Raw genomic sequence first — 24352 nt, 5'->3', positions numbered from 1 at the left:
ATGTTCGAACGATTGATTCAATTTGCCATCGAGCAGCGCATCATTGTGCTGCTGGCGGTGTTGCTGATGGCCGGGCTGGGGATCGCCAGCTACCAGAAGCTGCCGATCGACGCCGTGCCCGACATCACCAACGTCCAGGTGCAGATCAACACCGGCGCTGCCGGTTTTTCGCCCCTGGAAACCGAGCAGCGCATCACCTTTCCGATCGAGACCGCCATGGCCGGCCTGCCGGCACTGGAGCAGACCCGATCGCTGTCGCGTTCCGGATTGTCCCAGGTGACGGTGATCTTCAAGGAAGGCACCGACCTGTTCTTCGCTCGCCAGTTGGTCAATGAACGGCTGCAGAGCGCCAAGTCGCAATTGCCGCCCGGGATCGAGGCCAGCCTGGGGCCGATTTCCACCGGCCTGGGGGAAATTTTCCTCTGGACCGTGGAAGCCAGCGACGGCGCCCTCAAGGACAACGGCCAGCCCTACAGCGCCACCGACCTGCGGGAGATCCAGGACTGGATCATCAAGCCGCAGTTGCGCAACGTGCCGGGGGTCGCGGAGATCAACACCATTGGCGGTTTTGCCAAGGAGTACCAGATTGCCCCCGATCCCAAGCGCCTGGCGGCCTACAAGCTGACCCTGGCCGACCTGATCACCGCGCTAGAACGCAACAACGCCAACATCGGCGCCGGTTACATCGAGCGCAACGGCGAACAACTGCTGATCCGTGCCCCCGGCCAACTGGCCAGCCCCGAGGACATCGCCAATATCGTCATGGCCAATGTCGACGGCACGCCGATCCGGGTGAAAAACGTCGCCAGCGTCGACATCGGCCGTGAACTGCGCACCGGCGCCGCCACCGAGAACGGCCGCGAAGTGGTGTTGGGCACGGTGTTCATGCTGATTGGCGAGAACAGCCGCACGGTCTCGCTGGCCGTGGCCAACAAGCTGGAACAGATCAACCGCACGCTGCCCAATGGGGTGACGGCGGTGACGGTGTATGACCGTACCCACCTGGTGGACAAGGCCATCGCCACGGTGAAGAAAAACCTGGTGGAAGGCGCGATCCTGGTGATCGTCATTCTCTTCCTGTTCCTGGGCAACATCCGCGCGGCGCTGATTACCGCCATGGTCATTCCGCTGTCCATGCTGTTCACCTTCACCGGCATGTTCAGCAACAAGGTCAGTGCCAACCTGATGAGCCTCGGTGCCCTGGACTTCGGGATCATCGTCGACGGTGCGGTGGTGATCGTGGAAAACGCCATCCGCCGCCTGGCCCATGCCCAGAAGCATCACGGGCGCATGCTCAGCCGCTCGGAGCGCCTGCACGAAGTCTTTGCCGCCGCCCGGGAAGCCCGGCGGCCGCTGATCTTTGGCCAGTTGATCATCATGGTGGTGTACCTGCCGATCTTCGCCCTCACCGGGGTCGAGGGCAAAATGTTCCACCCCATGGCCTTCACCGTGGTCATCGCCTTGCTCGGCGCCATGCTGCTGTCGGTAACCTTCGTGCCGGCCGCCCTGGCGCTGTTTGTCACCGGCAAGGTCAAGGAAGAAGAGGGGCGGGTCATGGGCGCAGCGCGGCGCTGCTATGCCCCGGCGCTGGGCTGGGTCATGGGCCATCGGGCCCTGGCGTTTGTCGGCGCATTGCTGATGATCGGCGCCAGCCTCGGCGTGGCCGGGCGTATGGGCAGCGAGTTTGTGCCCAGCCTCAGTGAAGGTGACTTTGCCTTGCAGGCCCTGCGCGTGCCGGGCACCAGCCTGAGCCAGTCGGTGGATATGCAGCAGCGCCTGGAACAGCAACTGCTGCAACAGGTGCCGGAAGTGCAGCGGGTGTTTGCCCGCACCGGCACCGCGGAAATCGCCTCCGATCCGATGCCGCCCAATGCCTCTGACAGCTACGTGATGCTCAAACCCCGGGAGCAGTGGCCGGACCCGGATAAATCCCGTGAAACCCTGATGGCCGATATCCAGCAGGCCACCGCACAGTTGCCAGGCAGCAACTACGAACTGTCGCAACCTATCCAATTGCGCTTCAACGAGCTGATTTCCGGGGTGCGCAGCGACGTTGCGGTCAAGGTCTTTGGCGATGACATGGCCGTGCTCAACCGTACGGCGCAGAGCATTGCCAGCACCTTGCAGGGCGTCAGCGGCGCGACGGAGGTCAAGGTCGAGCAAACCACCGGGCTGCCGGTGCTGACCATCAATATCGACCGTGACCAGGCGGCTCGTTACGGGCTGAACGTCGGTGATGTGCAAGACACCATCGCTGTGGCCCTGGGCGGACGCCAGGCCGGCACCCTGTACGAAGGGGACCGGCGCTTCGCCATGGTGGTGCGCCTGCCCGAGGCCATGCGCCAGGACGTCGAGGGCTTGGGGCAACTGCTGATACCGGTGCCGGCCCTGGCCGGTGGCGACGCCGGGCAGATCGGCTTTATCCCTCTGGCCACCGTGGCCAGCCTCGACCTGGTCATGGGGCCCAATCAGGTCAGCCGGGAAAACGGCAAGCGCCTGGTGATCGTCAGCGCCAACGTGCGCGGGCGCGATATCGGCTCCTTTGTCGAAGAGGCCAGCCAGCGCCTTGACAGTCAGGTACAGATCCCCGCCGGTTACTGGACCCTTTGGGGCGGCCAGTTCGAACAACTGCAATCGGCGGCCAAGCGCCTGCAGATCGTGGTGCCAGTGGCCTTGCTGCTGGTGTTCGCCTTGCTGTTCATGATGTTCAACAACCTCAAGGATGGTCTGCTGGTGTTTACCGGCATTCCCTTCGCCTTGACCGGCGGGGTCATGGCCCTGTGGCTGCGGGACATCCCCTTGTCGATCTCCGCGGGCGTCGGCTTTATTGCCTTGTCCGGCGTAGCGGTGCTCAACGGCCTGGTGATGATTGCCTTTATCCGCAACCTGCGTGAACAAGGGCGTAGCCTGGACGTGGCGATCCATGAAGGTGCCTTGACCCGCCTGCGGCCGGTACTGATGACCGCGCTGGTGGCGTCCCTGGGCTTTGTGCCCATGGCCCTGGCCACCGGCACCGGCGCCGAAGTGCAACGGCCTCTGGCCACCGTGGTGATTGGCGGCATCCTGTCGTCCACTGCCCTGACCCTGTTGATCCTGCCGGCGCTGTATCACTGGGCCCACCGACGCGAAGAGGAGCCCCTGGCGCAGACTGCCGATTAAGGCTGACACCGCTGCACCCGAAGCCCGCTGGCGAAGCTGCCAGCGGGCTTTTTTGTGCCTGGGTTTCGCCTTGCTGATCGCCGTGGTCAGCGGGTATTGCCGGTGAAGGCCCTGCGCTCTGAGGCCATGCAACGTGAAGTTCTAGGTGCAGTGCTCGGGCTGGCCGATCACCACGACCGACAAATCCCGGGCAAAAAAAAAGGCGCCCCACAGGGCGCCCTAAAAATTCACCTTTTTCCAAAGGAGCCAATCAGCTACCAAAGGTGAATGACGACAGCTCGGTAAGGCCTCAACCCTCGGACTTGTTACCGGACTGGATCGACTCGTCGTTCTCGGCCTGGGCCGTGGCTTCAATGCCGGGCGCGGTCTGTTCGGCGCCATGAATCTGTGCCTGGCGAAGTTGGAACTGGGCCAGGTATTCCTGAGCGCGTTCGCTGCCACCCTCGGCCAGGGCGGTGTTGGCGGTGAAGATAAAAAGGCCGGCAAAAACAAGTTTGGAAAGTTTCATAAGGGCAGTCTCTTTTAATCGAAGAGGGCGTTTCAGTTATTTAACTAACTGCAACTTTCGAGTACCGGCCAATTATAAAAAAACGAAACTAACGCGAGGATGATGGGCTTATTACATTCCTGACATTATTCAGCGCCAGGCAAAAAAAGAGCCGGGGCACACAGGCGCCCCGGCTCTTTTTTGTCAGCGGGTCAAAGCAGGCTCAGGGGGTATTCGACAATCAGCCGCACTTCGTCCAGGTCCGACTCGAACGCCGTGGCCCGGGTGGTGGCCTGGCGCACGCGCAACGACAGGTCCTTGAGGGAGCCGGCCTGCACCACGTACTTGGCCTCGATATTGCGCTCCCAGCGGTGCTGGCCGGTCAACGGATTACCGGCGGCATCACGGCGCATGTACACGCTGTTGGCGTTGGAGTAATCGGCACCACTGCCGCGGCCATAGCGGGTCATGAACGACAGACCCGGCACGCCGAAACTGGCCATGTCGAGGTCATAGCGCAGCATCCATGAGCGCTCCTTGGGGGAGTTGAAGTCGCTGTACTGGATCGAGTTGTCGAGGAAGATCGAGTCTGACTGGCGCAAGTAATCGAAGTCATCGTCGCCATTGTTGCGCTGGTGAGAAAGGGCCAGGCTGTGGGCGCCGAACTTGACCCCGGCCTTGCCGCTCCAGATCGAGTTATTGAAACTTCCCAGCAACTGTTTGCCTTCGTCCACGGCCTTGTAATAGTTCAGGCCGCCAAACAGCGACAGGCCTTCAGAGAGTGGGTAGGTCCAGGTATTGCCGGCGTAGTACTGGTTCCAGGCGTCTTTCAAACGGCTGCTGTAGAGGCTGAACCCGAGGTTGTCGTTAAGGCTGTAGTCGCCACCGAAGTAGCCGATCCACGGCGAGTTGACCGGGCCACCGTAGAACGTCACGAAGTTGTCCCGTGGGTTGCTCGATACCGGCTGGCTCATGGCGTGCAAGCGGCCGCCCTGGAGGCTCAGGCCGCTGATGCTGGTGTTGGTGGCCGTGACCCCGCGAAAACTTTCCGGCAACAGCCGCGAATCGCCCGCGGCCACCACCGGCGTGGCGGGGAACACATCCCCGACCTTGACCACGGTGTCCAGGGCACGGACTTTCACCGCGCCACCGGCCTTGCTGTACTCATCCCGGGCTTCGCCGTCGCGATTGACCGGTAGCACGTCGAATGAGCTGCGACCGCCATTGCGGCCATCGCCGGTGTCGAGTTTCAGCCCGAGCATGGCGAAGGCGTCCACCCCGACGCCGACGCTGCCCTGGGTGAAACCGGACTCGAACTTGCCGATCAAGCCGTGGGCCCAGGCTTCCGAGTAACCATTGCCGGTAGGGCTGGATTCGCCATTGCGGTGATCGCGGTTGAAGTAAAAGTTCCGGTTGAGCAAGGTCAGGCTGCTGCCCTCGATAAAGCCCTCGGCGGCTTCTTGCGCCACCCCCAGGGAGGGCCCGGAACTGACCAGCGTGGCCAGGGCGGCCAAGGTGAGTTTTTTGTGTTTGATCATCAATCGCTCCTTAAGGTCGGCAGAACGGAACAGCGTCTTCGGCTTGGGTCTTATTGTTCCCAGGCAGGGCAAAGCCCGCCTCGGTGCCGAGCGACATCGTTGCAACCTGGAGATAACGCGAGGGTGATCAGCTCATTACAATTCTGCAAGAAAGCCTCTGTCGGCAGGGGCGATCGGAGGGGTTACGACGGTGCCGGCGTGTCGGCCAGCAACCCTTGCTTGATCCACTCGTACAGGCCATGCCCGGCCGCCGAGAGTTCGCTGCCGACCCGACGGCACAGGTAGTACTGGCGGCCATCGTCCACCGGCAGGTCGAACAGTTTGACCAACTCGCCACTGGCCACGTGGGGCGCGACCAGGGGCTCGCGCAGCAGCGAGCAGCCGAGGCCGGTGAGGGTGGCAGTCAGGGCCAGCTGGCCATCTTCCAGCAGCAACCCGTTGAGGGCGCCGCCGTGCTGCACGTCGGCCGCCTGGAACCATTGGCCCCAGGTGCCGCGCTCTTCATCGTGGAGCAGGGGCAGGTCAGCCAGGGCCTGGGGCGAATCGATGGGCCCGTGGCGTTCCAGAAAGGCCCGGCTGCAATAGGGGCGGACGGCGCCGGACATCAGCGGCTCGCTGTGGTAGCCAGGCCAGTGCCCGGTGCCGAAACGGATCGACAGTTCCGCCGCGTCGCTGGGGTAGCTGCGGTGGTTGGCGTAGGTGATGTTGATGTCCAGCTCCGGCTGGTCGCGCAAGAACTCGGCGAGCCGGGGGATAAACAGGTTGATCCCGAACAGCGGGATCAGGCTGATGGTGATTTGCCGCGTGGCACTCTTTTCCCGCACGTGCTCGGTGGCGCTGCGCAGCACCGCAAAGGCCGAGCGAATGGCGCGGTAATACTCACGGCCTTCCTCGGTGAGAATCAGGTTGCGGCCCTGGCGCAAGGTCAGGGGTTGCTGCAGAAAGCTCTCCAGCAGGTGCAATTGATGACTCACCGCCGAAGGCGATACATCCAACTCGCGAGCGGCCGCATTGACACCGCCATGTCGGGCAAAGGCTTCGAAGGTGCGCACGGCACGCAGGGGAGGGTCATTGGCTAACTGTTCTAAATTATTCATGTGTTGAATTAAACACTAAGCAAAAACACAAATAAAGCGCGGTAAATGCCGGATTTAAGGCATTTATGCCCTGTTTATTATTTCGAATAACCATATGAAATTCTGATATTTGATAAAAACAGAATAAAAACTTAGTGTGCCGCGTTCTTCAGGTCCGGCCGGCGCCTTGTGCAGTCCGGCCCTTTGTACGCGGGGTCGATGGTCTTCCATGGATGTGTTTATCCAGCAACTGCTCAACGGCTTGATGTCGGGCAGTCTCTACGCCTTGGTGGCCTTGGGTTACACCATGGTCTACGGCATTTTGCGGATCATCAATTTCGCCCACGGCGATGTGTTGATGGTCGGCGCCCTGGTGGGGCTGTCGGCGATTCGCCTGTTGCAGGTGGCCTTTCCCCAATTACCCGAGATGGCGGTGTTGCTGCTCGCTACCTTGATCGCCATGGCCCTGTGCGCGGCGCTGGCCATGCTGATCGAGCGCGTGGCCTATCGCCGCCTGCGCCAGGCGCCGCGCCTGGCACCACTGATCAGCGGCATCGGCGTGTCCCTGCTGTTGCAGACCATCGCCATGCTGATCTGGAGCCGCAACCCGCAAATGTTTCCCCAGTTGCTGCCCCTGGACCCGATCGAAGTGCTGCCCAGCGGCGACGGCCATGCGGCCATTACCCACGCCACGGCCTTGACCTCCATCGGTGTGGCCCTGGCGGTGATGCTGGCCCTGGTGCTGCTGGTGGAGCGCACGCGTTTTGGCCGGGCCATGCGCGCCGTGGCGGAAAACCCGCAAGTGGCCAGCCTGATGGGCATCAACCCCAACCGCGTCATCGTTATCACCTTCGCCATCGGCGGTGCCTTGGCCGCCCTGGCCGGAATCATGATGGCCAGCAACTACGGCAGCGCGCACTTCTACATGGGTTTCCTGCCGGGGATCAAAGCCTTCACCGCTGCGGTGCTGGGCGGCATCGGCAACCTCAAGGGCGCCATGCTCGGCGGCCTGCTGCTGGGGCTGATTGAAGCCCTGGGCACCGGCTACCTGGGCGCCGCCACAGGCGGAGTGTTCGGCAGCAATTATCAGGATGTGTTCGCCTTTATCGTGTTGATCGCGGTGCTGGTGTTGCGTCCTTCGGGGATTCTTGGCGAACGACTGGCGACCCGGGCATGAGTATTTCCAGCGCAATCAGCGCACCTTCCCGCCAGCGCGCCCATTTCGGCCTGCTGCTGTTCACCCTGGCGCTGGTCCTGGCGCCGTGGATCGTCGGCCATGCCGGTGGCAACACCTGGGTCCGCACCCTGGATTTCGCCTTGCTCTACATCATGCTGGCCCTGGGGCTGAACATCGTGGTGGGCTACGCCGGGCTGCTGGACATGGGGTTTATCGCCTTCTATGCGGTGGGCGCCTACCTGGCGGCGTTGTTGTCGTCGCCCCATCTGCTGACGCAATTCCCGGCCCTGGTGTCCTGGCTGCCGGACGGGTTGCACACCTCGCTCTGGCTGATCCTGCCCCTGGCGGCGCTGCTGGCGGCCGGTTTTGGCGTGCTGCTGGGGGCCCCGACCCTGCGCTTGCGGGGCGATTACCTGGCCATCGTGACCCTGGGCTTTGGCGAGATCATCCGCATCCTGCTGCGCAACCTCGACCGTCCGGTCAACCTGACCAACGGCGCCAAAGGCATCGCCCAGGTCGATCCCGTGCAGTTGCTGGGCGTCAACCTGGGGCGTACCCAAGAGTTGTTTGGTCTGCGCCTGCCCTCGGTCTACCTGTACTACTACCTGTTCGCCGCCTTGGTGCTGTTGATTCTCCTGGCCTGCATGCGCCTGCAGGACTCACGCATTGGCCGCGCCTGGATGGCGGTGCGTGAAGACGAGGAGGCGGCCCAGGCCATGGGCCTCAACACCCGGCGCCTGAAGTTGCTGGCCTTTGCCATCGGCGCGGCGTTTGGCGGCATCAGCGGCGCCTTGTTCGCCTCGTTCCAGGGCTTTGTCTCGCCGGAGTCCTTCACCCTCAACGAATCCATTGCCGTGCTGGCCATGGTGGTGCTGGGCGGCATGGGGCACATCCCCGGGGTGATCCTCGGCTGTGTGCTGCTGGCGGCCTTGCCCGAAGCCCTGCGCGCCAGCATGGGCCCGCTGCAACAGGCGCTGTTTGGCCAGGTGCTGCTGGACCCGGAAGTGATCCGCCAACTCTTCTATGGCCTGGCACTGATCCTGGCCATGCTCTATCGCCCGGCTGGGCTATGGCCGGCCCGTACTGGAGGCCTGCGATGAGCCTGCCGTTGCTGCAAATCGACCGGGTGCACAAACGCTTCGGCGGGGTCGCTGCGCTGACGGATGTCAGCCTGCGCATCCAGCCGGGGGAAATCTATGGGCTGATCGGCCCCAACGGTGCCGGCAAAACCACCTTCTTTAACGTCATGACCGGACTCTACACCCCGGATTCCGGGCGCTTCCAACTCGACGGCGAGGACTATCGTCCCACCGCCGTGCATCAGGTGGCCCAGGCCGGTATTGCCCGGACCTTCCAGAACATTCGCCTGTTCAACGCCATGAGCGCCCTGGAAAACGTCATGGTCGGGCGCCATGTGCGCACCCGCAACGGCCTGTGGGCGGCCCTGAGCCGGCATCGTCGGGCCCGGGAGGAGGAGGCCCGTACCCGCGAGCAGGCTCAGCAGTTGCTGGCCTATGTGGGCTTAACCGAGTTCGCGGATTACCGCGCCGACTCTCTGTCCTACGGCCACCAGCGGCGCCTGGAAATTGCCCGTGCCCTGGCCACCCAGCCGCGCCTGCTGGCCCTGGACGAACCCGCGGCTGGCATGAATGCCAGTGAAAAAGTGCAGCTGCGCGGCCTGCTGGAAAAGATCCGTGGCGACGGCCACACCTTGTTGCTGATCGAACACGACGTGAAGCTGGTGATGGGCGTGTGTGACCGCATCAGCGTGCTGGATTACGGCCAGGTAATTGCCGTGGGCGCGCCGGCCGAGGTGCGTCGCGATCCGGCGGTGATCCGCGCCTACCTGGGAGCCAGCGCCAATGCCTGAGCCACTGCTGCATATCGAAGGCCTCAAGGTGCGATACGGCGCCATCGAGGCGGTCAAGTCCGTGGGCCTGCACATTGCCGAGGGCGAGCGGGTGACCCTGATCGGTGCCAATGGTGCCGGCAAGAGCTCCAGCCTCAAGGCCTTGACCGGCTTGTTGCCGGCGGCTGCGGGGCAGATCCGTTTCGCCGGGCGCTCGATCCTTGGCCAGGCGCCCCATGACCTGTTGCGTGCCGGGATCGCCATGGTCCCGGAAGGCCGCGGCATCTTTGCCCGCATGAGCGTGCTGGAGAACCTCCAGGCCGGGGCCTACCTGCGCCGCGACAAGGCCCAGGTGCAGGCGGAGATCCGCCAACTGTTCGAACACTTCCCGCGCCTGGAAGAGCGCTTGCAGCAATCGGCGGGGCTGCTGTCCGGTGGCGAGCAGCAAATGCTCGCCCTGGCCCGGGCACTGTTGTCGCGGCCGCGCCTGCTGGTGCTGGACGAGCCGTCCATGGGCCTGGCGCCGATCATGGTGGAGACGCTGTTCCAGGTGATCGATGACGTCTGCCGCCAGGGCATGACCCTGCTGCTGGTGGAGCAGAACGCCCGCCTGGCCCTGCAGGTCACCGACCGCGCCTATGTGATGGACACCGGCCGCATCAGCCTGAGTGGCGCTTCCCAGGATTTGCTCGACGACCCCGAGGTGCGCGCCGCCTACCTCGGCGAATGAATTGCATCACCGACCGACGCTACCGGACGCCCGGCGTGTTCCGACAAGCCCGTGCAGGTCATGTGAGGCCTGCCTGTTAAGGAAAGACCCATGAACGCTTCAGCCCCTAAACAATCCGCTCCATTCAAACGCGCCGCCTTGTTCGGCCTGGCCCTGAGCAGCCTGGCCAGTGCCCTGGCCCAGGCCGACCAGACCGTATTGATCGGCCTGGCCGGCCCCTTGACCGGGCCCTCGGCACGGATCGGCAAAGACCTGGAAAACGGCGCACAACTGGCCATCGACCAGGCCAACGCCCGCCAGCCGAAAATCCATGGCGAAGCGGTGACCTACAAGCTGCTCTCCGAAGACGACCAGTCCGACCCGCGCACCGCGGTGGCCGTGGCCCAGCGCCTGGTGGACGCCGAAGTGGTGGGCGTGGTCGGCCACTGGAACACCGGCACCAGCATTCCCGCCGCCCGGGTCTACCACGACGCTGGCATTGCCCAGGTGGCGCCGGTGGCCACCGGCCACGCGTACACCCAGCAAGGTTTCGACACCAGCTTCCGGATCATGGGCCACGACGATGACGGAGGTCAGGTCGCCGGCCGCTACGCCTTGCAGACCCTCAAGGCCAAGCGCATCGCCGTGATCGACGACCGCACCGCCTTTGGCCAGGGCCTGGCCGACCAGTTCGCCAAAGCCATCGAAGCCGGTGGCGCCCAGGTGGTGGCGCGCGAATACGTGGACGACAAGACCATCGACTTCAGCGCGGTGTTGACCAATATCCGCAGCCAGAACCCGGACCTGATCTTCTTTGGCGGCGTCGATTCCCAGGCCGCGCCATTGGCCCGCCGCATCAAGCAGTTGGGCATCAAGGCCCCGCTGATGGGCGCCGGCGGTTTTGTCAGCCAGACGTTCCTGCAATTGGTGAAGAACGATGGCGAAGGGGTGATCGCCCTGGAGCCGGGCCTGGCCGTGGCGCAGATGCCGGGTGGCAAAGCCTTCGAGCAGGCCTATCAGCAGCGCTTCAAGACCTCCATTGAACTGCACGCGCCGTTTGCCTATGACGGCGTCGGGGTGCTGATCGCGGCCATTGAAAAAGCCGATTCCACCGACCCGCGCCAGTACCTGCCGGTGCTGCGCGCCATCAACTACCCGGGCGTCACCGGCACCATCGCCTTCGACGCCCAGGGCAACCTGAAGAACCCGTCGTTCACCGTGTACCAGGTCAAGGCCAACCAATGGCAGCCGGTCAGCGTGGAGGGCGGCGCGGCGCAATAAGCCAGCACGCGTCACTGAAACAACCCACCGGGCGGGCGCAGATCCGTCCGGTTCCGTGGAGCTGATGGAGGCACACAATGAGCAAGTTGCAAGGTGAACTGGGCATCCTCGCCCGGCGGCGCATCGAGGCCGAAATCATCAAACCGATTTACGACATCCTGGTGCGCGAACACGGCCAGGCCCACGCCGCAGCGGTGATTGGCGAGGCCGTGGGCAACGCCGCGATCCAGGCCGGCAAGCATTTCGCCAGCCTTGAAGAGCAGGGCGCCGACCTCAAGAGTTTTGTCGAGCTGCAAGTGCTCTGGGAAGCGGACGACGCGCTGAAGGTGGAAATCATCGCCAGCGACGCCGAGCACTATGACTACGACGTCAAGCGTTGCCGCTACGCCGAGATGTACCACGAGATGGGCCTGGGCGAGATCGGCCATCTGCTGTCGTGCAACCGCGACGAGCTATTCATCGTCGGCTACAACCCGGACATCCAGCTGACCCGCACCCAGACCATCATGGGCGGTGCGCCGCGCTGCGATTTCCGCTACCGGGCCAAGCCCCAGGAACCGCGTTCATGAGCGCCCTGATGCGGGTCAATGGCGAGCGCCTGTGGGCCTCGCTGATGGAGATGGCGCAGATCGGCGCCACGGCCAAGGGCGGCGTTTCGCGGCTGGCCCTGACGGAAGAGGACCGGCGTGGTCGCGACCTGTTTGTAGCCTGGGCCGAAGCCGCGGGCTGCACGGTGCGGGTCGATGCCATGGGCAATATCTTTGCCCGCCGTGCCGGGCGCCAGGAACACCTGGCGCCGGTGCTCACGGGTTCCCACGGTGATTCGCAGCCGGCGGGTGGCAAGTTCGACGGCATCTACGGGGTACTCGCCGGCCTGGAAGTGATTCGCACCCTGAACGATTTGCAGATCGTCACCGAACGGCCGATCGAAGTGGTCAACTGGACCAACGAAGAAGGTTCGCGCTTCGCTCCGGCGATGATCGCCTCCGGGGTGTACGCCGGGGTCTTCGACCTGGCCTACGGGCTGTCGCGCAGCGATGCCGAGGGCGTGAGCATCGGCCAGGCCCTGGAACAGATCGGCTATGCCGGCCCCGAAGCGGTAGGTGGCCAGGCGCTGCATGCGGCCTTTGAGCTGCACATCGAGCAGGGGCCGATTCTGGAAGCCCAGGGCTTGACCATTGGCGTGGTCAGCGGCGCCCAGGGCCAGCGCTGGTATGAAGTGGAACTGAACGGGCGCAGCGCCCATGCCGGCACCACGCCCATGGACCATCGCCTGGACGCCTTGCTGGGGTTTGCCCGGGTGGTGGAGGCGGTCAATCGATTGGGGCTGGAGCAGGGCGCCGAAGGCCGGGCCACGGTGGGCATGGCGCAGATCCACCCCAACTCGCGCAATGTGGTGCCGGGGCGGGTGTTTTTCAGCGTGGAATTCCGTCACCCGGACGAAGCCGTGCTGGCCCTTCAAGACCAGCAGTTGCGCGAGGCCGTGGCCGCCATCGCCGGGCAGATCGGCTTGCAGCACAGCGTGCAGCAGATCTTCCAGTACGCGCCGATTGCCTTTGATAGGGACTGTGTCGAGGTGGTGCGGGCGGCCAGCGAAGCCCTGGGCTATAGCCATCGACCGATGATCTCCGGCGCCGGGCATGACGCCTGCTACCTGAACCGGGTGGCGCCGACGGCGATGATTTTTGTGCCCTGCGTCGATGGCCTGAGCCACAACGAAGCCGAGCACATTCACCCCCATTGGTCCGAGGCCGGGGCGAATGTGCTGCTGCACGCCATGCTGGCCAAGGCGCAGTAGCCAGCCAGCGGTTGCAGGCCCGGCGGCCGCCTCAGCCGCGCAGTTTCTTGTACAGCGTGGTGCGGGAAATCCCCAGTTGGCTGGCGGTGGCGGTGATGTTGCCGCCGTTGGCCGCCAGCGCGGCCGCGACGGTGCGGCGTACGCTGTGGTGCAGCTCGCCGGGTGCGGGCGACTCAAGGTCGGCGCCCATGGCCGCCGGCAAATGCTCGACACGAATCAGCGCCTCATCGCCCGCCAGGGCGGCGGCCAGGCGCAGGGTTTGCTCCAGTTGGCGGATGTTGCCCGGCCAGGGTTGGCGCAGCAGCACCTGCAAGGCCTGGGCGTCCAGGGGCGGGGCACCGTAGCGCAGGCGCAGGCGTTCGATCAGGGGGGCCAGGTCTTGGCGCTGGGCCAGGCTGGGCAAGCGGACGCATAGGCCGTTGAGGCGGTAATACAGGTCTTCGCGAAAGCTCTGTTGCTGCATGCGTTGCTGCAGGTCGCAATGGGTGGCGCTGATCAGCCGTACCTGTAACGGGCGCCGGGTGCTGCTGCCGAGGCGGGTGATCTCGCGCTCTTGCAGCACCCGCAGCAGGCGGGTTTGCAGGGCGGCCGGCATGTCGCCGATCTCGTCCAGCAATAGAGTGCCGCCGTGGGCGGCTTCCAGTTGGCCCAGGGCCCCACCTTTGCGGGCGCCGGTAAAGGTGCCTTCCTCATAACCGAACAACTCGGCCTCGATCAGGCTTTCGGGGATGGCCGCGCAATTGATGGCGACAAAGGGCGCCTGGGGGTTCCAGTGTTCGTGCAGGGCTCGGGCAAACACCTCTTTGCCGGTGCCGGTGTCGCCTTGCAGCAGAATCGGCACTCCGGCAGCGAAGGCTTTGTGGGCCTGCTGCAACTGCTGGTTGAGCTGCGGGTCGGCACCCAGGGCCGAGGTGGACGCTACCGGGAACGCCAGTGGCGGGCTGTCGCGGCGTTGCTCCAGCACCTGGGCGTAGAGCCGGGAGCCGTCGCTGAGGGTCAATTGTTGCGGGGCACGGTGCAGGTCCAACTGGCTGCTTTCTTCAAACAGGTGGTCCAGGCGCTGGCCCAAGGGCCGATAGTGCTCCAGCCCGAGCAGGCGCTGGGCGGCCCGATTGGCATTCTGGATGCGCCCGCTGCTGTCCACCGCGAGCAGACCTTGCAAGGGCGTGCCGAGCAGGCGCGGGTCGTGTTGCAGGGACAGCACGCGGCAATCGCCCAGGCTGTTGAACAGACGGTTTTCCGCCGCCATGGCCGCGTGGCTCAGTTGCTCCAGCACGGCCCCGGCCTGACGGTCGCCGATGCCGGTGATGTCCAGGGCGCCGATGACTTCACCGTGCAGGCCGCGGATCGGCACGCTGACGCAGAAAAACTGGGCGAAATCGCTGAGGTAATGCTGGTTGCCGATCAGCACCATCGGCACGCCTTCGGCCAAGGTGCAGCTGGGCGCAGTGGTGCCGATATCGGCCTCCTGAATCCGCCGCCCGGCCTGCAACGGCTGCAGCGGCCCGTGCAGGTTCCGAGCCTGGCGGGCATGAACGATCATGCCCTGGGGGTTGACGCAGAAAATCGTCCAGGAGGCGCCGCCGATCTGTTGCCACAGGCGGTCGATTTCCGGCCTGACGCAGGCGGCCAACCGTTGGTCCTGTTCATCCAGGGGCAGCAGGCCGACGTCCTGGCGCGGGCGCCAGGACTGGTCGGGCAACAGGCCTGCGGCCCGGGAGCGAACCCAGGATTGTGCGACGCTGCTGGGCAGCAGGTCGGCCGGCAAGGCACCGCCTTCGACGAAACGCTGGCGGGCGATCACCAGGCGCTGCTGGGCCTGCAGGGCGTGGGCATCCATGGAGAGACCTTTTTATTGTGAGAGGGGCCGCCGGGGGGCGGCACCCACTGATCTATACCTCGACCGGCGCGCGTCAAGATCAGGCCCACGCCATCAGAACAACAGCAGTGCCCGCAGGTTGACCCCCAGGTCTTCCTGGAAGCCGCCCACCACCTTGACGTCTTGGGTCAGCTGGGCGCTGAGCTGGACCCGGCTGCCGACCATCTGCTGGAACTCAGCCCGCACTTGCTGCACCTCGGTTTTCTGGCCGTTGTAATCACCGTCCACGTACTGCTTGCCGCCTGTGCTGGTGCTGTAGCCCAGGGCCAGGCGTTGGGCCGGGTTGAAGTCGTAGCGCAGGTTGCCCTGCAACTGGTAGGTGGTGTCTTGCTTGAGGGTCTGGCTGGCGGCGCCGGCATCATTGTTGCGCCCATAGAACACCGCGTCGGCGTAGAGCTCCATGGAGAACTTGCCCCACAGCGGCTCGACCCAGCCCAGTTGCAGGTCGCCCTTGAAGCGGTTTTCGCCCAGGTTCAACCCGTCGTTGCGGTCGTAGCGGCCCCAAGGCAGGTAGATCAGCGGGGTGATGCCCAGGTAACGCCCGCTGGCCCCGGCGGCCGGTTGATTGACCAGCCAGAAGGTGGCGCCGAGGATCGGGTCGCCATACCGCTGGCACTGCCCAGGGACTGGCCGGCAATGCGCGCGTCGTAAATATGGCCGAAGGGCAGGAGGATCTGCGGGTCGACGGTCATGCCGCCGATCTCCATGAAGTGGATCAAGCGCAGGATGCTGATGTTGGATTTAAGGCCGGTGGCGTGGGTGCTGTCGGGGCCGCCGTCGGCGTTGAAGCGCTCGGCGCGGCCGTATTGCTGGTACCAGGCCGCGACGTTGGTGCCGGCGGGCAGGGCGGTGTAGTCACCGGCATTCACATCCACCGCCAGGGCGGGGGTCGAACTCAGGGCGAGCGCTAGCAGGCCCAGGGCATTGCGGGAAAGATTCGGCACGGGGGCATTCCTGTTTCTTGTTGTTATGGGGGCTGTGATGGGGTTGTTGGTGATGGGCCTCGGTGTCAGGGCCGGAGCGCAGGGCGCTCCGGCGCGATCATTCAGCCGTTGATGCGGATGATGGGTTTGAGGGTCAGGCCTTTTTCACTGTCTTCGGCGGCCTGGTTGATCTGGTCGAAGCTGTAGAACTTCACCAGCTTGTCGAAGGGGAAGCGCCCTTGCAGGTAAAGCTCCACCAGCTCCGGGATGAACTTCTGCGGCACGCTGTCGCCTTCGACGATGCCGCGGATGCTCTTGCCCCCCAGCAGCAGGTCATTGACGTCGAACTCGGCCGTAGTGCCCAGGGCCGGCGCACCCACCACCCCCAGGGCGCCGCGGCTGCCCAGGGCGTCCACGGCCTGGCGCAGCACCGCCGGACGGCCAGTGGACTCCAAGGCGAAGTTGACCCCGCCGCCGGTGATCTCGCGGATCGCCGCCACCGGGTCGCTGTCGCGGCTGTTGATCACGTGGGTGGCCCCCAGCTCGCTGGCCAACTGCAGGCGCGACGGCACCACGTCCACGGCAATGATGATGCTGGCCCCGGCGACCCGCGCCGCGAGCACCGCACTCAGGCCCACCGCGCCGCCACCAAAGGCGGCGAAGCTGCTGCCGGGGGTGACCTTGAGCGAGTTGATCACCGCCCCGGCGCCGGTCTGGATTCCGCAGCCCAGCGGGCCGAGCAGTTCCAGGGGCGCGTCGCGGCTGACTTTGACCGCGTTGTTCTCCCGGCTCAGGGCCAGGGTGGCGAACGATGACTGGGCGAAAAAGTGGTCGTGCAGACGTTCCCCGGCACTGTCTTGCAGGGCGTTTTCACCCTGGGGGTCGGCGCCACTGAAATTGCGCCCGAAGAATTCCTGGCAATAGGCGGTGTGGCCGCTGCCGCACGACAGGCAATGGCCGCAGTAGCCGTAGCTCATGACCACGTGATCGCCCACTTGCAGGCCCTTGACCAGCGGGCCGACGGCTTCCACTACGCCGGCGCCTTCATGGCCCAGCACCGCAGGCAGCGGCACCGGGTAGTACTGGTCGCGAACAATCATGTCGGTGTGGCACATGCCGGTGGCGACGATCCGCACCAGCACTTCATCGCCACGGGGGTTGCGGATCTGCGCGGCTTCGAGCACGAAGGGCGCGCCTTTGCCACGGGTAACGGCGGCAGTGATAGGACGGTAGACAGGGCTGCTCATTATTATTGTTCTCCAGGTTTTACAGGGGGTAGGCCGGGGCTTCACCTTTGACGGAGAGCCATTGCCATTGCGTGAATTCTTCCCAGTTGGCGGGGCCGCCGATGCTGGTGCCATTGCCCGAGGCGCCGACGCCGCCGAACGGGTTGATGACCTCGTCGTTGACCGTCTGGTCGTTGATGTGCAACAGGCCGACCCGCAGTTGTTCGCCAAGCTTCAGGGCCCGACCGACGTCTTTCGACAGCACCGCTGCGGACAAGCCGTAATCGGTGGCATTGGCCAGGGCCACGGCGTCGGCGTCGCTGTCGAAGGGGATGACCACCGCCACCGGGCCGAAGATTTCTTCGTCGAAGGCCGGGTTGTCCCGCGTCACGCCGCTGAGCACCGTGGGCTGGAAGAACAGCCCCTCGTAGCCGCCGCCGGTTTCCAGGGTGGCCCCGGCCTGTTGTGCGGCCTGCACGGCCTGATAAGCGTGGTCGCGCTGGGCGGCGTTGATCAGCGGACCCAGGTGCACCTCGCCCTGGGCCGGGTCACCTACCGTCAGGCTGCGGGCCTTGGTCACCAGGCGCTCAAGAAAGCGTTCATAGATCCCGCGTTGCACCAGCAGGCGCCCGGTGGACATGCAGATTTGCCCCTGGTGCAGGTACACACCCCAGGTGGCGTTGGCCAGGGCCAAGTCGAGGTCGGCGTCATCGAGGATGATCAGCGAGTTCTTGCCGCCCAGCTCCAGGGAGACTTTTTTCAAGTGACGCCCGGCGGCTTCACCGACTTTGCGCCCGGCACCGGTGGAGCCGGTGAACTGGATCATCGCCACATGGGGGTCGCTGGTCAGGGCCGCCCCGGCTTCGGCGCCACCGGGCAACACCTGGAACACACCGGCCGGCAGCCCGGCCAGCTCAAACAGCCGAGCCAGCACCAGTCCGCCGCAAACCGCGGTGCGCGGATCGGGCTTGAGCACCACCGCGTTGCCCGTGGCCAGGGCCGGGGCCACGGCGCGCATTGCCAGGTACAGCGGGAAGTTGAACGGCGAAATGACCCCCACCACCCCCAGCGGACGGCGCCGCGCCAAGCTCAGGCGCCCAGGCACCGAGGGCAGCACTTCGCCCTGGCTGCGCGACGGCAGGCCGGCACTTTCGTGCAGCGACTTGATGCTCAGGCTGACTTCAAAAGCGGCCTTGGGCCGGGTGGAACCGCTTTCCCGCACCAGCCAGTCCACCAGGGTGTCGAAGTGCTGGGTGGCGATCTGGGCGGCGTTGCGGAAGATCGCCGCGCGCTCATCGTAGGGCTGTTGATACCAGGCGCGTTGGGCCGCCGCAGCGCGTTGCGTCGCAGCCGCCACCTGGGCCGCATCGGCATTGGCCACATGGCCCAGCAGATTGCCGGTGGCCGGCTCCAGCACCGCGGACACGGCGGCTGCGCCGGTGTCCCAGGTGCCGGTGAACAGGCGTTCGCTCCACAACTCGGTGGGCAGGAAGGGGGCAGGCAAGGTGTCGCGAGTCATCGGGTGTCTCCCTGTGTTCTTGGTCTTGTGTGTCGGGGGCCGCACGCGGCATCGATAGACAGGACATAGCAGGGGACGTGCCAGCTTTGCGACAGGCTGCAAACCGCGTATTTGCTGGGGGATGGTCGCAAGGGCGAGGGCGACTGTGCAGTTTCTGAACGTTTGTGCGGTGAACACTGTTCAGTGGCTGCACATCGAATCCTGCGCCCTGCACCCTACACAGCTACAGCATCAGCCTGCCTCTGAAGGGCCGGCAGGCATTACAGACCGCTAGCGGGTGCCTGCTGTCCGATTCCGCCAGCTCCCTGATTGTCTCGCCCCAGGAACGCCAGGCCCTGGCGATCGACGGCAATTGCCGGAAAATCCAGGTGGCGATCAAGGCCCGTGCCATGGCTGCGGTGCTTGAAGACATGCTGCTCCAGCCCCTGCACGAACCGCTGTTGTTCGCCCCGCAAATCAGCGCCACACGAAAAAAGGGCGAACACCCGGGCGCCGCCGGCACAGGCGATGCGCACCTGCTCTCCGGCGGCGTCCGGGGCCGCCCGCAACAGAACAGCTTCAAGCCGGAACCAGGTAGCCACCAAACAAGTCCACCACCACCGTGCCCGCGTCGGCGGCGTCGCCCCACAGCTCCTCGGTGGTGAATTGCACGTGGTAGGTGGGTTCGCTGGCACTGGGCTGGCCGTGGCCGACCGCGTCGGGGAACGGCCATTGGTGGGTGGTGCGGTGCAGCACCCGACCCTGTTTGCCGCGCACGTAGCCGGGGGCGCGGATATGGCCGTTGACCCATTCATCGCGCACCCGCACCTGTTGCCCGACCTCGAAGGGCTGGGCCGGCGCCTGGGCGCCCGACCCGGGCCCAGGGGCAAGGCCAGGGGATAGGCGCCCCCGGCCAGCTGCGCCAGGCGCTCCTGGCTCAGGGCGCCTTTTTCCACGAACAGGCTGGCGACCCCCAGCACGATGCGCTCGTAGTAGCTGGAGGTCAGGTAATGCCGGGGCTCCATGCGCTCGATGGCATGGCGCAATTCATCGACGTTGAACAGCCCCAGTTCCGCGGCGCCGAGAAACAACAGGCTGTAGCCCAGGTGTTCCCAGTCTTCATGGAACACCCGGGTGTAGCTCAGGCTGTTGGCCTGGTGTTGCATCGGGCCGAAACCTTGCAGCCCGCCCAAATCATGTATGCCGTCCATTGTTCGGTTCTCGCTGGAAAAGGGGGAATGCCTGCGGGCCGCTCAGCGCGGCGTGCTGGCCACTTGGGGCCGGGCAATGCCGATCAGCACGTCCTTGGTCACCAGGGCCGCCAGTTGAGCCTCACTCCAGCCTTCGGTGCCGTCGGGCCGGCAGGGCAGGACCATGTAGCGGGTTTCTGCACTCGTATCCCAGACGCGGATTTCCACTTGCAGAGGCAGATCGAGGCCCATTTCCCGCAGGACCGTACGCGACTCGCGGACCACCCGGGCGCGGTATTCGAAGCTCTTGTACCAGTCGGGCGGCAGGCCGAGCACCGGCCAGGCGGTGCAGGAACACAGGGTGCAGACGATGACGTTTTGCAGGGTCGGGGTGTTTTCCAGTGCCACGATGTACTCGCCCTGGACCCCGGTATAGCCGAACAGGTCGCAGGCCGCCGTGCCGTCGCGCAACAACAGTGCGCGGTATTCCGGATCGACCCAGGCCCGTGCCACCACCCGCGCGCCATTGGCCGGGTCGAAGTCGTTTTCCATGACCTCGGTGAAGTGCTGCACGTAGCCTTCGGGCACCAGGCCTTGTTCTTCCAGGGCCTGGTTCAGGGCAAAGGCCCGGGCCGCAGCCGAAGCCATGGGGTTGTTCGGGTGATGGTTCATGGGGGCGTTCCTCTGGGCAATGACCGGGTGCTGGCAGGCAGGCGTCGGGCTCGGCCCGCGTCTGGCGCTGGCTGAAGGATGCCGCGAAGAGGCGCTGGCGTGCTTGGCTGTGGCGGAACAAAAACTTGGCCCAGGCGGCCCTTTCGTCCAGGCCTCTGGCAATCGACCCAGCCCTTGAGGTAATAAGGACAACGGGGCGTGGGATCACGCCCGCTGTCTTGCGCCCAACAGCCCTGTTGTTCGCCCCTGCAAGCCGCATCCGGATGTGCAATCACCAAGGAAGACCCTGTACCGCGTTTGCGGGTGCCTGGCGTAAGTCTGTGCATCCCCATAAGAACAGCGCGTGTGATCAGAGGTCAGGGCATGGCGATTCAAGTCGAAGAAGGGGTTCAGCAAGGCCTGGCCAACCTGGGGAATTTCACCGCCGGGCAGCGCTTGCCGGCAACCGATTGGGCCAGCGAAAGCATCGACGTGGCCACAGCCAGCCATTTAGCCAGCGACCGAGTGGACTATTGGCGGGAAATGATTCTGCGGCTGTTTGCCGATGTCGAGATCGGGGCGATCCCAAACCCTGAGTTCTTCGGCAAGGTGCGCTCGCAGAAGTGCGAATTGCTCCGGGTCAGCGACGTCAGCGCGGCGGCCCAGGCCGTCAACCGCCGGCACCTGCAACCCAGGGACCGGGAAGAAGACAAATACTTTGCCGTGCTGATGCTTGAAGGCAGCGAGTGCCTGGAGCAGGACGGCAACCGCACGGTGATCGGCCCGGGGGAGTTCGCCATCTATGACGCCACCCGGCCCCATCACCTGACGTTCCCCACGGACTGGCGGCAGATCATCGTCAGCGTGCCCCGCAGCAGCCTCGATCAAAGGGTGGTGGGCATGGAGCGGCGCACCGCCACCCGGGTCTCCACCGATACGCCGGTGGGTCGGGTGATGCGGATGTTCCTGGAGGGCCTGACCTCGCAGATCAGCCAGTTCACGCCGACCGAAATGCTCACGCTTTCAGAGTCGGCCACCAGCCTGATCGCCCTGGCGCTGGGCAACGTGCAGCCTCTGGACCCGGAACATTCTCGCGGTCGGGCCCTGACCCTGATGCGGGTCAAGGTGTTTGTGAACGACCACCTGAGCGATCCGGCCCTGGGCACCCAAGCAGTGGCCGTGGCCACGGGGCTGTCGGCGCGTTACATCAACAAGCTGTTCGAGCAGGAGGATTCATCCTTGATGCGTTACATCCTGCGCCGACGCCTGGAGCGGTGCAGCGCCGACCTGCTGAACCCGGCCCAGGGCCGGTTGCGTATTTCCGATATTGCCTTTCGCTGGGGCTTCAATGACCTGTCGCACTTCAGCCGGGCTTTCCGCGAGTGCTATGGCCGCTCGCCCCGGGCCTGGCGCGAGGAGCAAACGCCGGGTTGACCCCGACCTTGGGCCGCCATCGCGGCGGCCCAAAGCGGTGCCTCACCAGTTGTAGCTCACCGACCCCACCAGGTTGCGTTCATCACCGTAACGGCAGGAATTGGCGCAGTAGAGGTAGCGCTCGTTGGTCAGGTTCTGCGCCCGGGCGCTGAGCTGCCAGTGCTCATCCAGCTCGTAGGTGATGCGTGCATCGAACAGCGCATAGGCCGGGATCTTGCGGTCGCTGATGCTCGGCAAAGTGTGGGTGGTGCCGTTGTAACGCACGCCGCTGCCCACCGTGACCTTGTGCAAGCCCAGCGCTGCCAGGCGGTAATCCAGCCACAGGGACGCGCTGTGGTACGGCGTGCCTTCGATGCGCGAGCCTTCCAGCTGTTTGTCGTTGTCGGCAATTACATGGGCGTCGGTGTAGGCATAGGAGGCACTCATCGCCAGCAGCGGGGTCAGTTGGGCCTTGGCTTCGAGTTCAAAACCGGTGCTGCGCTCCTTGCCGGTCTGCTCGTCGAAGTCGGAGCCGGGCACCGAACTCAGCACGTTGCTCTGGGTGAGCTGATAGAGCGCGGCGCTGAGCATGATGTCGCGACCCGGAGGCTGGTAGCGCAGGCCGATTTCATACTGCTCGCCTTCAGTGGGCTGGAACGCCTGGCCATCGGCGCCGGTTCCGGCGGCGGGCAGGAATGACTGGCTGTAGCTGATGTACGGCGCCAGGCCGTTGTCGGCCAGGTACACCAGGCCGACACGCCCGGTGCTCTTGCTGTCGCGGGTGCCGGTGCGCGACTCGTCGCGGTAGGTCAGGATGCTGTTGTTGGCCCAGTCGTGGCGCAGGCCGAGCACGGCCACCCAATGCTCATCGAACTTGGCCTGTTCTTGCAGGTACAGGCCCAACTGGTGGCTGTGCAGGTCCGAGCCACGGTCGATGCTGCGGTTGACCTGGGGCAGGTTGCCGTACACCGGGTTGGCCAGGTCCAGGGTCGGCGCATTGCCACTGAAACGGTGGCTGTCGTAGGTCTTGCGGTAGTAATCCACGCCGCCGAGCAGGGTGTGCTGCCAGCGCCCGGCCTCCAGGTCCCATTGCAAGCTGCTGTCAGTGGTCCAACCGGTGGCCACGTCTTCCCGGGAGTTGTAGGCACGGGTCAGGTTGTTCAGATTGGCCCCGGTGACCCGGCTGCTATTGAGGGTGATGTAGTCGTAATCGGCGCGGGATTCGAAATAACGCGCGGCGTGGCGCAGTTGCAGCTGGTCACTCAGGCGCCGCTCCAGCAGGTAGCCGAAGGTTTGCAGGGTGCCGTCGTAGTCATCGTAGTCCGGCTCGCCGGGGAACAGGCCGTACGGCACCTTGTAGCCAGGGCTGGCGCTGTAGGTGGTCAGGTCATAGCGAATCGGCGGGGTCAGGGTGGTCTGGGTGCGCTGATGGCTGGCCAGCAGGGTCAGTCGGGTGTCGTCGTCAATCTGCCAGGTCAGGGCCGGGGCGATGTACTGCTTGTCATCGTCGATGGCGTCGAACTGGGTGCCGCTGTCACGCCACAGGGCGGTCAGGCGGTAGCTGAAACGCCCCTCGTCATCCAGGGCGCCGCTGTGGTCGGTGGAGAATTGCCGACGTTGGTAATTGCCGTACTCCAGGTTGACCTGATGCAGCGGTTCCAGGGTCGGGCGCTTGCTCACAGTATTGATCAGGCCGCCGGGGGCCAACTGCCCGTACAACACCGAGGACGCGCCCTTGAGTACCTCGACCCGCTCCAGGCCATAGGGCTCCTGGCCGCCTTCGAACTGGGTGCTTTGCATTTTCATGCCGTCACGCAGCACGCCACCGGTGCGAGGGCCGATATCGAAGCCGCGCAAACGGTAGTCGTCGGCCACCCGGCTGTAGCCGTTGGGCTGGCTGACCACCCCGGCGGTGTAGTTGAGCACGTCGGCCAGGCTGTCGTGCTGGCGGGCTTCGAACTCTTCACGGGTGACCACGGAAATCGCCTGGGGGATTTCGTGATAGCGGTGTCGGTCTTGCTGGCACTGGCGCTGCGTTGGGCCACGCGGCTGTGGGCCGGGCCCCAGGCGTCCTGGCTGTAGGCCTGGCCGGTGATGGCGGTGGTCGACAGCTGCAAGGTGCCGTCGCTGCGCGGCTCGACACTCAGGGTGCCGCTGGCGGTGACGCTGGGTTGCAACGGCGAGCCTTGCAGCACCTGGTGCAAGGCTTGCTCGGCACTGTAGCGGCCGCGCAGGGCAGGGGCCTGGAGGTCGCGGGTCAGGCCGGCATTGAAGGCGATGCCGCGGCCACTGAGGCGGGCGATGGCGGTCAGGGTCTGTTCCAGGGGGCCGGCGGGCAGATCGAAATCCACCACCTGTTGCCGGGCATCCGCCGGGGCACTGGGGTCGGCCAGGCTTGGCAGTGCGATCAGGGGCAGGACAAACGCCAGGGGCGTCAGGGCGAAGCGAAGTGGGCGGTGCATGGCAACGTTTCCCGTGAGGAGGGTCGATGCCAGCTA

20 protein-coding genes and 2 pseudogenes are annotated in these 24352 nt (G+C 65.0%); 10 read left to right on the top strand and 12 right to left on the bottom strand.

The genetic code is table 11. From position 1 onward, the window contains the following. Positions 1 to 3159, top strand: a complete 3159-nt coding sequence (locus M1B34_RS02070; protein ID WP_268264329.1) for a CusA/CzcA family heavy metal efflux RND transporter — start codon at positions 1 to 3, stop codon at positions 3157 to 3159. Positions 3160 to 3448: 289 nt separating this feature from the next. Here the strand turns inward: M1B34_RS02070 and M1B34_RS02065 are convergent, their stop codons facing one another. The 3 genes from M1B34_RS02065 to M1B34_RS02055 all read right to left on the bottom strand — a co-directional run bounded on the left by M1B34_RS02065 (position 3449) and on the right by M1B34_RS02055 (position 6281). Then, positions 3449 to 3667: a hypothetical protein gene (locus M1B34_RS02065; protein WP_123333039.1), complete on the bottom strand. Its 219-nt coding sequence runs from the start codon at positions 3665 to 3667 to the stop codon at positions 3449 to 3451. A gap of 191 nt (positions 3668 to 3858) precedes the next feature. After that, positions 3859 to 5184, bottom strand: a complete 1326-nt coding sequence (locus tag M1B34_RS02060) for an OprD family porin (RefSeq protein WP_123333041.1) — start codon at positions 5182 to 5184, stop codon at positions 3859 to 3861. 182 nt (positions 5185 to 5366) lie between these two features. After that, positions 5367 to 6281, bottom strand: coding sequence for a LysR substrate-binding domain-containing protein (locus tag M1B34_RS02055; protein WP_123333043.1), 915 nt, complete (start codon positions 6279 to 6281; stop codon positions 5367 to 5369). Positions 6282 to 6489: 208 nt separating this feature from the next. Between M1B34_RS02055 and M1B34_RS02050 the strand changes: the two genes are divergently transcribed. The 7 genes from M1B34_RS02050 (at position 6490) to M1B34_RS02020 (ending at position 13074) form a co-directional block, all read left to right on the top strand. Then, complete coding sequence (locus tag M1B34_RS02050) at positions 6490 to 7437, top strand: branched-chain amino acid ABC transporter permease (RefSeq protein ID WP_123333045.1); 948 nt, start codon at positions 6490 to 6492, stop codon at positions 7435 to 7437. Continuing rightward, on the top strand, positions 7434 to 8537 hold the full coding sequence (locus tag M1B34_RS02045; RefSeq protein ID WP_268264328.1) for a branched-chain amino acid ABC transporter permease: 1104 nt from the start codon (positions 7434 to 7436) through the stop codon (positions 8535 to 8537). Before M1B34_RS02050 ends, M1B34_RS02045 begins: the two co-directional genes overlap by 4 nt. Continuing rightward, positions 8534 to 9307 carry an ABC transporter ATP-binding protein gene (locus M1B34_RS02040; protein ID WP_268264327.1) on the top strand — a complete coding sequence of 258 codons (774 nt, stop codon included), beginning with the start codon at positions 8534 to 8536 and terminating at the stop codon, positions 9305 to 9307. Before M1B34_RS02045 ends, M1B34_RS02040 begins: the two co-directional genes overlap by 4 nt. Continuing rightward, positions 9300 to 10016 carry an ABC transporter ATP-binding protein gene (locus M1B34_RS02035; protein ID WP_268264326.1) on the top strand — a complete coding sequence of 239 codons (717 nt, stop codon included), beginning with the start codon at positions 9300 to 9302 and terminating at the stop codon, positions 10014 to 10016. Before M1B34_RS02040 ends, M1B34_RS02035 begins: the two co-directional genes overlap by 8 nt. 90 nt (positions 10017 to 10106) lie before the next feature. Then, positions 10107 to 11276, top strand: coding sequence for a branched-chain amino acid ABC transporter substrate-binding protein (locus tag M1B34_RS02030; protein ID WP_268264325.1), 1170 nt, complete (start codon positions 10107 to 10109; stop codon positions 11274 to 11276). Positions 11277 to 11353: 77 nt separating this feature from the next. After that, positions 11354 to 11845, top strand: coding sequence for an L-2-amino-thiazoline-4-carboxylic acid hydrolase (locus M1B34_RS02025; protein WP_268261532.1), 492 nt, complete (start codon positions 11354 to 11356; stop codon positions 11843 to 11845). Further along, positions 11842 to 13074 (top strand): Zn-dependent hydrolase, encoded by a 1233-nt coding sequence (locus M1B34_RS02020; RefSeq protein WP_268264324.1) that lies wholly within the window; start codon positions 11842 to 11844, stop codon positions 13072 to 13074. Before M1B34_RS02025 ends, M1B34_RS02020 begins: the two co-directional genes overlap by 4 nt. A 31-nt stretch (positions 13075 to 13105) precedes the next feature. On the opposite strand, the gene M1B34_RS02015 is transcribed toward M1B34_RS02020, so the two are convergent. From M1B34_RS02015 to M1B34_RS01995, 5 genes are all read right to left on the bottom strand, one after another. Continuing rightward, positions 13106 to 14914, bottom strand: a complete 1809-nt coding sequence (locus M1B34_RS02015) for a sigma-54-dependent Fis family transcriptional regulator (RefSeq protein WP_268264323.1) — start codon at positions 14912 to 14914, stop codon at positions 13106 to 13108. 93 nt (positions 14915 to 15007) lie between these two features. Further along, a complete protein-coding gene (locus M1B34_RS02010) occupies positions 15008 to 15526 on the bottom strand; it encodes a transporter (protein ID WP_268264374.1) in 519 nt (172 codons plus the stop codon). Beyond that, positions 15469 to 15897 (bottom strand): hypothetical protein, encoded by a 429-nt coding sequence (locus M1B34_RS02005; RefSeq protein WP_268264322.1) that lies wholly within the window; start codon positions 15895 to 15897, stop codon positions 15469 to 15471. Before M1B34_RS02005 ends, M1B34_RS02010 begins: the two co-directional genes overlap by 58 nt. A gap of 101 nt (positions 15898 to 15998) precedes the next feature. Then, entirely contained in the window at positions 15999 to 17123 is a 1125-nt protein-coding gene (locus tag M1B34_RS02000; protein WP_123333062.1) for an NAD(P)-dependent alcohol dehydrogenase, read from the bottom strand. Positions 17124 to 17142: 19 nt separating this feature from the next. After that, a complete protein-coding gene (locus M1B34_RS01995) occupies positions 17143 to 18621 on the bottom strand; it encodes a benzaldehyde dehydrogenase (protein WP_268264321.1) in 1479 nt (492 codons plus the stop codon). A 176-nt stretch (positions 18622 to 18797) separates the two neighbouring features. Between M1B34_RS01995 and M1B34_RS33940 the strand changes: the two genes are divergently transcribed. After that, a complete protein-coding gene (locus M1B34_RS33940) occupies positions 18798 to 19265 on the top strand; it encodes an AraC-like ligand-binding domain-containing protein (RefSeq protein ID WP_425273485.1) in 468 nt (155 codons plus the stop codon). On the opposite strand, the pseudogene M1B34_RS01985 reads toward M1B34_RS33940, so the two are convergent. Both M1B34_RS01985 and nthA read right to left on the bottom strand, forming a co-directional pair. Beyond that, positions 19180 to 19811: pseudogene (locus M1B34_RS01985) on the bottom strand (SH3-like domain-containing protein). The gene M1B34_RS33940 and the pseudogene M1B34_RS01985 overlap by 86 nt on opposite strands. 42 nt (positions 19812 to 19853) lie before the next feature. Continuing rightward, positions 19854 to 20462: a nitrile hydratase subunit alpha gene (gene nthA, locus M1B34_RS01980; protein ID WP_268264319.1), complete on the bottom strand. Its 609-nt coding sequence runs from the start codon at positions 20460 to 20462 to the stop codon at positions 19854 to 19856. A gap of 363 nt (positions 20463 to 20825) precedes the next feature. On the opposite strand from nthA, the gene M1B34_RS01975 reads away from it, so the two are divergent. Then, positions 20826 to 21875: an AraC-like ligand-binding domain-containing protein gene (locus M1B34_RS01975; RefSeq protein ID WP_268264318.1), complete on the top strand. Its 1050-nt coding sequence runs from the start codon at positions 20826 to 20828 to the stop codon at positions 21873 to 21875. Positions 21876 to 21917: 42 nt separating this feature from the next. Here M1B34_RS01975 and M1B34_RS01970 read toward each other — a convergent pair whose 3' ends face one another. Continuing rightward, entirely contained in the window at positions 21918 to 23831 is a 1914-nt protein-coding gene (locus tag M1B34_RS01970) for a TonB-dependent siderophore receptor (protein ID WP_268264317.1), read from the bottom strand. Positions 23832 to 24046: 215 nt separating this feature from the next. Continuing rightward, positions 24047 to 24316, bottom strand: a pseudogene (locus tag M1B34_RS01965) (STN domain-containing protein); the annotation flags it as partial. Between the last annotated feature and the right edge of the window lie 36 nt (positions 24317 to 24352).

Origin of the sequence: Pseudomonas morbosilactucae (assembly GCF_023241715.1) — a bacterium.
In the GTDB taxonomy this organism is placed as follows: Bacteria; Pseudomonadota; Gammaproteobacteria; order Pseudomonadales; family Pseudomonadaceae; genus Aquipseudomonas; species Aquipseudomonas morbosilactucae.
This window is presented reverse-complemented; position numbering and strand designations above follow the sequence as displayed.

What these genes read in the sequence shown, in the direction of transcription:
- M1B34_RS02070 (WP_268264329.1), top strand. Translation starts at nt 1, where the DNA reads ATGTTCGAACGATTGATTCAATTTGCCATCGAGCAGCGCATCATTGTG.
- M1B34_RS02065 (WP_123333039.1), bottom strand. Translation starts at nt 3,667, where the DNA reads ATGAAACTTTCCAAACTTGTTTTTGCCGGCCTTTTTATCTTCACCGCC.
- M1B34_RS02060 (WP_123333041.1), bottom strand. Translation starts at nt 5,184, where the DNA reads ATGATCAAACACAAAAAACTCACCTTGGCCGCCCTGGCCACGCTGGTC.
- M1B34_RS02055 (WP_123333043.1), bottom strand. Translation starts at nt 6,281, where the DNA reads ATGAATAATTTAGAACAGTTAGCCAATGACCCTCCCCTGCGTGCCGTG.
- M1B34_RS02050 (WP_123333045.1), top strand. Translation starts at nt 6,490, where the DNA reads ATGGATGTGTTTATCCAGCAACTGCTCAACGGCTTGATGTCGGGCAGT.
- M1B34_RS02045 (WP_268264328.1), top strand. Translation starts at nt 7,434, where the DNA reads ATGAGTATTTCCAGCGCAATCAGCGCACCTTCCCGCCAGCGCGCCCAT.
- M1B34_RS02040 (WP_268264327.1), top strand. Translation starts at nt 8,534, where the DNA reads ATGAGCCTGCCGTTGCTGCAAATCGACCGGGTGCACAAACGCTTCGGC.
- M1B34_RS02035 (WP_268264326.1), top strand. Translation starts at nt 9,300, where the DNA reads ATGCCTGAGCCACTGCTGCATATCGAAGGCCTCAAGGTGCGATACGGC.
- M1B34_RS02030 (WP_268264325.1), top strand. Translation starts at nt 10,107, where the DNA reads ATGAACGCTTCAGCCCCTAAACAATCCGCTCCATTCAAACGCGCCGCC.
- M1B34_RS02025 (WP_268261532.1), top strand. Translation starts at nt 11,354, where the DNA reads ATGAGCAAGTTGCAAGGTGAACTGGGCATCCTCGCCCGGCGGCGCATC.
- M1B34_RS02020 (WP_268264324.1), top strand. Translation starts at nt 11,842, where the DNA reads ATGAGCGCCCTGATGCGGGTCAATGGCGAGCGCCTGTGGGCCTCGCTG.
- M1B34_RS02015 (WP_268264323.1), bottom strand. Translation starts at nt 14,914, where the DNA reads ATGGATGCCCACGCCCTGCAGGCCCAGCAGCGCCTGGTGATCGCCCGC.
- M1B34_RS02000 (WP_123333062.1), bottom strand. Translation starts at nt 17,123, where the DNA reads ATGAGCAGCCCTGTCTACCGTCCTATCACTGCCGCCGTTACCCGTGGC.
- M1B34_RS01995 (WP_268264321.1), bottom strand. Translation starts at nt 18,621, where the DNA reads ATGACTCGCGACACCTTGCCTGCCCCCTTCCTGCCCACCGAGTTGTGG.
- nthA (WP_268264319.1), bottom strand. Translation starts at nt 20,462, where the DNA reads ATGAACCATCACCCGAACAACCCCATGGCTTCGGCTGCGGCCCGGGCC.
- M1B34_RS01975 (WP_268264318.1), top strand. Translation starts at nt 20,826, where the DNA reads ATGGCGATTCAAGTCGAAGAAGGGGTTCAGCAAGGCCTGGCCAACCTG.